Source organism: Mesorhizobium sp. M1A.F.Ca.IN.020.03.2.1, assembly GCF_004023205.1.
Classification (GTDB): Bacteria; Pseudomonadota; Alphaproteobacteria; order Rhizobiales; family Rhizobiaceae; genus Mesorhizobium.
The window spans coordinates 24657-32586 of record NZ_RZSV01000044.1 but is presented as its reverse complement, the minus strand read 5'-3'; the positions used below and the strand labels follow the sequence as shown (position 1 = coordinate 32586).

At 65.3% G+C, this 7930-nt stretch carries 7 protein-coding genes; 1 reads left to right on the top strand and 6 read right to left on the bottom strand.

All coding sequences use genetic code 11. The features are described from left to right. The 4 genes from EOA79_RS10000 to EOA79_RS09985 form a co-directional block, all read right to left on the bottom strand. Nucleotides 1-307: SDR family NAD(P)-dependent oxidoreductase (locus EOA79_RS10000; protein ID WP_128292994.1), on the bottom strand; the 307-nt coding region annotated here is incomplete at its 3' end. A 108-nt stretch (nucleotides 308-415) separates the two neighbouring features. Beyond that, nucleotides 416-1924 carry a sugar ABC transporter ATP-binding protein gene (locus tag EOA79_RS09995; protein ID WP_095776247.1) on the bottom strand — a complete coding sequence of 503 codons (1509 nt, stop codon included), beginning with the start codon at nucleotides 1922-1924 and terminating at the stop codon, nucleotides 416-418. A gap of 27 nt (nucleotides 1925-1951) precedes the next feature. Next, on the bottom strand, nucleotides 1952-2890 hold the full coding sequence (locus EOA79_RS09990; RefSeq protein ID WP_095823861.1) for a sugar ABC transporter substrate-binding protein: 939 nt from the start codon (nucleotides 2888-2890) through the stop codon (nucleotides 1952-1954). A gap of 113 nt (nucleotides 2891-3003) precedes the next feature. Next, nucleotides 3004-3702: an ABC transporter permease gene (locus EOA79_RS09985; protein ID WP_245489851.1), complete on the bottom strand. Its 699-nt coding sequence runs from the start codon at nucleotides 3700-3702 to the stop codon at nucleotides 3004-3006. A 308-nt stretch (nucleotides 3703-4010) separates the two neighbouring features. Here EOA79_RS09985 and EOA79_RS09980 point away from each other — a divergent pair, with 308 nt between their 5' ends. Continuing rightward, entirely contained in the window at nucleotides 4011-4973 is a 963-nt protein-coding gene (locus tag EOA79_RS09980; RefSeq protein WP_095823860.1) for a sugar-binding transcriptional regulator, read from the top strand. 1 nt (nucleotide 4974) lies between these two features. Here the strand turns inward: EOA79_RS09980 and EOA79_RS09975 are convergent, their stop codons facing one another. Together EOA79_RS09975 and EOA79_RS09970 are read right to left on the bottom strand one after the other, a co-directional pair. After that, nucleotides 4975-6462, bottom strand: a complete 1488-nt coding sequence (locus EOA79_RS09975; RefSeq protein ID WP_127335648.1) for an FGGY family carbohydrate kinase — start codon at nucleotides 6460-6462, stop codon at nucleotides 4975-4977. 123 nt (nucleotides 6463-6585) lie between these two features. Then, entirely contained in the window at nucleotides 6586-7908 is a 1323-nt protein-coding gene (locus EOA79_RS09970; protein WP_067327773.1) for a homoserine dehydrogenase, read from the bottom strand. Between the last annotated feature and the right edge of the window lie 22 nt (nucleotides 7909-7930).

The following is a 7930-nucleotide window of genomic DNA, read 5'->3' as shown; positions in this document are numbered from 1 at the left end:
CGGCGGGTTCGGCACCGGCGACGCCGGCATTGTTGACCGCGATCGTCAGCGCGCCGAGTTCCTTTTCGACGCGTTCGACCGCTGCCGCGAGATCGCTCTGCGATGTGACAGTTCCGGTCAGCACCAGCGCCTTGCGGCCGAGCGCCCTGATCTTGTCGGCCGTGTCTTCCAGCCCGCCCTTCGAGCTGTGGCCGAAACAGGCGACATCGGCGCCGGCTTCCGCCAGACCGATGGCGATCGCTTGACCGATGCCGCTGCCGGCGCCCGTCACCAGCGCCACGTCGCCATCAATATCGAACAGTTTCATCTTTCTCCCTCTCCCTGAAAGAAGGGGCGCCAGCCCTGCTGGCGCCCCGCGCGGTCCGGTGCTTGGGAGGCTATCACCTGCTGCGCTTTATTCCCATCTGCCGTGCCCTCAGCTCGTGGCGAGTTCCATCACGGCGACATTGCTTGCTTCGTCGCGATCGAGGATGCCGCGCTGGCGGCCGCGGCTCAGCACCAGAACCCGGTGCGAAAGCCCCAGCACCTCCTCGAGATCCGAGCTGACCACCACCACGGCCATGCCCGAGCGGGCAAGGTCGGCGATGACATCGTAGATCGCCGCGCGGGCGCCAACGTCGATGCCGCGCGTCGGCTCATCGAGGATGAACACCTTGGGCGGCCGCGACACCCATTTGGCGATGATCACCTTCTGCTGGTTGCCGCCGGAAAGTTTTGAGACCGCCTGGTTCGGCCGACCCTTGACGCCGAGCCTCGATATGCCGGCCTCGGCGAACCTCTGAACCGCTTTGGGAAACACCCAGCCCTTCGGTGCGACATGATCGAAATTGCCGATGGCGAGGTTCTCGCCGATCGTCTGCTCCAATACGACGCCCTGTTCCTTGCGGTCCTCCGGCACCAGCACGACGCCGGCCCTGATCGCCGCCGCGGGGCCGCTGAGATGAACAGGCTGGCCCGCGACCCGCACCGCGCCGGACGAGATTGGATCGGCGCCGGCGATCGCCCTGACCAGTTCGGTGCGGCCGGCGCCGATCAGCCCGGCGATGCCCAGGATTTCGCCCGATTTCACCGCGAACGAAACATTGTTGAAGCTGCGCTCCGGCGAGGACAGGTTCTCGACTTCGAGCACTGTTTCGGTGCCCGGCGCCGACAGCTTCGGGAACATGCGTTCGACGCTGCGTCCGACCATCTGCTCGACGACCGTGCGCACCGGGATGTCGGCGCGCTCGTGCCGGGCGACGATGCGGCCGTCGCGCATTACCACCACACGGTCGGCGATCTGAGCGATCTCGTCCAGCCGGTGGCTGATATAGATGAAGGACATGCCTTCGGCCTTGAGCTTGCGGATTTGCTTGAACAGCAGCTCCGTCTCCTCGCCGCCGAGCGCGGCGGTCGGTTCGTCGAGGATCAGAAGCTCGGCATTCAGCGTCAGCGCCTTGGCGATCTCCACCTGCTGCTGTGCCGCGACGCGCAGCGTGCGCACCTTGCGCTCCGGCGAGACGTCGAGGCCGAGGCGCTTCAATTGCGCCGAGGCCTTCGCGTTCATGGTTGCCCGGTCGATGCGGCCGCCCCGCATCGGCAGCCGCCCGACATAGACATTCTCCGCCACCGATAGGTCCGGCAGCAGCTTCAATTCCTGATGGATCATGCCGACGCCGGCCTCGATGGCCGCAGCGGGATTGGCGGGGGAATAGGGCTTCCCCCGCCAGATGATGGTGCCGGCATCAGGCTTGGTCGAACCGGCGATGATGTTGGACACCGTCGACTTCCCGGCACCGTTCTCGCCGAGCAGCGCCACGACCTCGCCCGGCCGCACCTCGAAGCTCGCATCGGCCAGGACCTGCACCGGTCCGTAGCTCTTGCAGAGGCCGTTGACGAAGAGCCCGTTATGCGGGCCTTCGCTATGGCGAGGTTCAGTGGACATCGTGGCGCTCTCTCAACGGTTGCCGCCTTACGGATGCTTCTCGATGAATTGCGCGACATTGTCCTTGGTGGTCAGCGTCGCGTCCTGCAGTTGCTCGGCCGGCAGCTTTTCGCCCGCCACGATCTTGATCGCCGAGTCGACGGCGAGCCGGCCCATGCCTTGCGTCTGCTGCGTCGCGGTCACGTCGAACACGCCCTCCTTCAGCGCCTTGAGCGCCGCAACGTCGCCGTCGAAGCCGGCGATCCAGACCTTGTGGTCGGGGTTGGCGACCTTGACCGCCTGCGCGGCGCCCAGAGCCAGCGCGTCGGCTTGGCCGAAGATGATCGAGACATTCGGATGGGCCTGCAGCAGGTCCTGCGCCAGCTTGAAGCCTTCGTCCTGGTGCCACTGATCGCTCCAGAGCTCGCCGACCACCTTGATATCCGGATAGGCCTTCAGCGCCTCGCCGCAGCCCTTGGAGCGGTCGACTTCCGGCGTCGTGCCCTTCTGGCCATGGATGATCACCATCTCGCCCTTGCCGCCGGCCTGCTTGGCGATGTAGTCGCACACGCCCTTGGCCGAGTTGACGCTGTCAGTGGCGATGAAGGTGTCGCCGGGCGCGCCGTCGGCGTTGCGGTCGACATTGACCACCGGGATGCCGGCGGCCTTCGCGGTCTTGGTCGGCACGGTCGCGGCGGTGGCGCCGGCCGGGATATAGATCAGCGCGTCGATGTTCTGGGTGAGGAGGTCCTGCACCTGGCTGACCTGCGTGGCCGAATCGCCCTTGGCGTCGACGGTGATGACCTCGATGCCCTTCTCCTTGGCATAGGCTTCGACCGACTGCTTGATCTGGTTGAAGAAGTCCGCCTGCAGATTGGCGACGGCAAGGCCGAGCTTCTTGGCGTCCTTGGCCGAGGCGGCATCGGACAGGCCGAGCAGCGGGACGATGGCCGCGGCCGCAAGCAGCAGTGAACGTTTGGTCAGCATGTTTTTCCTCCGTTGGTGTTCAATCTGTCAGCCTGCGCATCGCGGCGCCCTCGGCCGGACAGTCCCAGTCTCGGATCGACCGATCCGTTCCGCCCGGACATCCGGGCGAATTCCTATTGGCGGCGCCGCCGCCAGGTATCGGTGGCAACCGCCAGCGCGATCACCACGCCGATCACCACCTGCTGGATGAAGGGCGACACGCCGAGCAGGTTGAGGCCGTTGCGCAGCACGCCGATGATGAGAACGCCGATCGCCGTGCCGCCGATCGCGTAGAGGCTGCGGCCGGTGGCGCGGTAATTGAGGAAGATCGCGAAGACGATCGCCAGCACGATCATCAGCCCGACGGTGACCGACAGGAAGCCGAAATGGCGCACGATGGAGAGGTTGGTGAACCAGTCGGGAAAGCCGACGATCTGCGAGCCGTCGGTGATCATGTTGGCGAGGCCGCGCGCCACCGACATCATGGCAAGCGTCGCGATGAAGGGCGGCAGTTTCGTCACCGTCACCAGCAGGCCCGACACCAGGCCGCAGAGGGCGGCGACGACGAGCGCCGCGGCGATGCCCGCCGGGACGCCGAGATTGAGATAGTCGGGATAGGCGACATAGCCCATCACCATCGAGGCCAGCGCCAGCACCGAGCCGACGGAAAGGTCGATGCCGCCGATCAGGATGACCAGCGTCATGCCGATCGCCATGATGCCGAGCACGGTCACCTGGTCGAGCACGTTGAGGATGTTGCGTACCGTAAGGAAGGTGTCGGTGGTCAGCGCCAGCGCCAGGCACAGCAGCACCAGCCCGATCAGCGGTCCCATCGTGCCGGCAAACAGCGCCGAAAGCTTCGCACCGGAAGCGGCCTGCGCGGCGCCGGTGCCAGCCTTCAACTCGCTCGTCTCGTTGCTCACGGCCACTTCGTCTCCTCCGTCAGCGGGCAGGCGTGCCTTGCCTTCCGCTCTTGTTCACCAGGCATCCTCCCTTGTGAACAATTTATCTTTGAACTGCAATTTTGTTCAGCTAAAACGTTCATCAGAAAATTGTCAAGTGCCGCGCAGCCATTCGGCGGCAGTTTGCGTGAACCGACAGTTTGCCATAGGGAAGTCGAGCGCATACGGAGGCATAAAGCATGGCGATGATCGAGAACGACAAGGTCTCGCGTTTTCCGGATGCCGAGCTCAAGGCCCGAGCCGCCTGGCACTATTATGTCGAAGGGCTGACGCAGGAGCGGATCTCGGAGATCCTCGGCGTCGGCCGTATCAAGGTGCACCGGATTCTGTCGGCCGCGCGCGAGGAGGGCGTCGTCCAGTTCCGCATTCGCGACAGCGTCGTCGAATGCGTGCAGCTGGAGGAAAGCCTGAAGCAGCGCTTCGGCCTCAGCCAGGCGGTGGTCGTGCCGTCGGCTGCCGACAGGAGCAACGCGCCGCTGATGATCGGCCATGCCGCCGCCGCCTATCTCGCCGACAACGTCAATGCGGGCGACGTTATCGCACTGGGTTGGGGCAGGACGCTGAAATTCGCCATCAACGAATTGCCCAGGCGGCCGATCGCCAGGACCACGGTGGTCTCGATGCTTGGCGGCCTCACCCATGCGCAGCCGCTCAATCCGACCGAGAGCGCCTGGGAATTCGCTGAGAAGATCGGCGCCGAATGCTATCTGCTGCCCGTGCCCGTCTATGCCGACAGGCCGGAGCAGCGCGATGCCTTCATGAGCCAGCGCAGCGTCCAGGATGTGGTCTTTAGGGCGCGGCGCGCCAACATCGCCGTGCTCAGCGTCGGCTCCTTTTCCAACGACAGCCCGATCGCCAATTACGGTTTCATCAAGCCCAGCGAATTGGAGGAATTGCAGGCGGCGGGCGCGGTCGGCGATATCCTCTGCCACTTCATCGATGCCGAGGGCCGCATCGTTGACCATGAGGTCAACCGCCGCGTCTGCGCCTACCCGCTGCAGGATCTCTCCGACATTCCGACCACCATCCTGGTGTCGGGCGGGCGGGAGAAGATCGCCGTCATGCGCGCCGCACTTGCGAATACGAAGGTCTCGGTGCTGATCACCGACGAAGACGCGGCCAAGGGGCTGCTTAGCCGGTAGTTCAGGTAATCGCGCCGAGCCGCGTGTGGATATCGCGTGTCGCGTGATAGAGATCACGATAGACTTCTTTGCGTGCGCGGTAGGTCGGAACAAGCGCCTCGACAGGATCGACCTGGCGTGCCGGCCGTGCCGCCATCGCCTTTGCCGCTTCTTCCGGTGACGCGAACCAGCCGATTGCCGAGGCCGCGAGCATGGCGGCTCCCAGCGCCGCTGCTTCGTTGACCGGCGAGACGAAGAGCGGGCGCTCGAGCACGCTCGCCATGATTTCCATCAGCAGTGCGCAATTGGTGCCGCCGCCGGCCGCGATCATCGCGTCGGCCTTGCCGGTCTGTTCCTCCATCGCCTCGGTGGCGATCGCCTGCTCCAGCGCTATGCCCTCCAGCACCGCGCGGAAGAGATGCTTTGGCTCGTGATCGAGCGACAGGCCGACGATAGCGCCGCGCGCCGAGCCGTCCCAGTAAGGGCTCATGACGCCGGCCCAATAGGGCATGACGAGCAATCCGTCGCTGCCTGGCGCGACGTCCTTCGCAGCCTTCTCCAGCACCGCGGCCGAAGGCGCGCCGGTAGTGCGCACGATCCAGTCGACCAACTGCATGCCGGAACGCAGCACCGTCTCCAGCATGAAGCCGGAGCCGGTCGGCGAAACCAGCGTGCGGAATGCATCCGACGTTGTCACCGTACCGGAATAATTTCCGCTGACGACGCCTGAGCCCAACGACAGATAGCTTTTGCCGGGCCCGTAGACTCCCATGCCGAGGCCCATCGCCTGGCCGTCTCCGGCGCCCGCAATAACCGGCGTGCCGGCCTTCAGGCCGATCGCCGCCGCGACGCTTTCCGACAACGTGCCGCAGACCTCCCCAGGGGCTGCGAGCTCCGGCAGTTGCTCCGGCCGCAGCCCCGCCGCCTCGACCAGCCTCGGGTGCCAGACGCCATGCGCGATGTCCAGCAGACCGAGCGGATCGGCACTCGCCGTGCTGGTGACGAGTCGCCCGGTGAGCCGGTGGACGAAGAACGCGTGCACGTCGACCACCGCGGCCGCTTCCGCCAGCGCCTGCGGCCGGTGCTCCGTCAGCCAGGCCAAAGCGTAGAGCGCCGGCGTCGGGTCCGGCGGCTTGCCGCTCCAGTCGCGGATCGCCTCGCGGCCGAGTTCTTCCGAAAACCGCGCCACCTGGCGGCGGGCGCGTTCGTCGAGCCACAATATGGCGGGAATGAGCGGCTTGCCGGCGTTGTCGATCAGCGTGAAGCTCTCGCGCTGGTGCGCGATTGCGATGGCTTTCACGCGTGAGGCATCGATCGCCTTGGCGACTTGTTGCAGCGCCGACAGCAGCGCCTCCCACCAATGCTCGGCGTCCTGCTCGAAATGGCCGGGCGCCGGGTTGGAAAGCGGATAGGTCTCGCGTGCCTGGAAAAGCTCCGAGCCGTCGCGCGCGAAAGCGATCGCCTTCACGGCGGTCGTCGAGGCGTCGATCCCGATTACCACATCGTCCATCAGGCTGGGATCCGGAGGGTTAGAGCATGTCGCGCAAAAGTGTGCAGCGGTTTTGCGAAAACGACATGCATAAAAACAAAGACCTAAAGCGCGTCGCCTGGATCCGTTTCCGCGCGACGCGCTTTAGGCCGCGTTGGTTACGAACCGTCCGTCCGACTGGTCGAGACGACGGCGGATCTGGGTTATCACCATCGAATCGTCGGGTACACAGTTTTCATAGGTCAGGAAGTCGCCGGCCTTGACCGGCTTCACCACCTTGGCACGTTCAGCAAGCCCGAGCGGCAGCGCGCCCTTGGCGCGCGCGTCTTCCCAGGTCATGGCGAAGCCGCGGTAGTCGTTCTCGCCGATCATGCCGAGCGACTGGCCGGTGCCGAGACTGGTCTTGGCCACCGCCACCGCCTCGGCCACCGGATGATCGAGCGGTTCCATGTCGGCGCGCTTGTAGACCACGGCGCGCGCCGCCGACAGCGGCACTTCCAGGCTGGTGAGGTGATAGGGCCGGAAGATCGTGAAATAGGGGCCCCTGCCGACCTTGAGGTCGATCATTCGCTCCAGCACGCGCGGATGCTTGGTTTCGATGATGCAGAACACCCCGGGCGCGACGCCCTTGCCGATCGAATAGTCGACAACGCCCTTGCGATGAAGCACGCCGCCATCCTCGCGCGGGCAGAGCACGCTGGCGAGTTCTTCTAGCGTCGCGGTAGGGCCGTGCATGCCTGGCACGTCGGGCACCAGTCCCGTCGCGTTGGCGATCGCCACCATCTCGATTGCCGTCTTCGAGCCGTCGACGAACTCGACCAGCATGCGCGCATTCATGTTGCGCTCGGCCGCCTCCTTCTCGTAGTCGGCCGGCACGGCGTCGAACTTCAGCGGATTGTTCTTGCCCTTGCCGGCGGCAACGATGTTGAAGCCGAGGCTTCTGGCGAAGCCGATGATCTCCAGCGTGCAGGCAGGCTCGTCGCCCGCCGCACCTGTGTAGACGACGCCGGCCTTGCGCGCCTCTTCCTTCAGGAACCGGCCGATCGTGATGTCGGCCTCGACATTTAGCATGACGATATGCTTGCCGTTCTTCATCACCTCGAGCGCGAACAGCGTGCCGATATTGGGATTTCCGGTTGCGTCGATGATCACGTCGATGCGGCCGGCGGCGGCGAGCGCATGCAGGTCCTCGGTGACCGCGATCTTGCCGCCCTCGATGGCGCGATCAATGGCCGGGGCATTGGGCGCCTGCACAATATCGGAACGATCATGGCCGGCCAGCAGCGCCGCATCGATCGCCGCCTGCGGCCTGACCTCCGAAATGGCGCCGATGCGCATGCCCGGCATGAGTGCGACCTGAACGACGATATCTGTTCCCATCTGTCCGGCGCCGGCGAGACCGATGGTGATCGGTCCTTGTTTCTCAGCGCGCTGCAGGAGTTCCGCTGCGAATTGCGGATGGGACATGTCGCTTCCTCCGGTCCTTGGC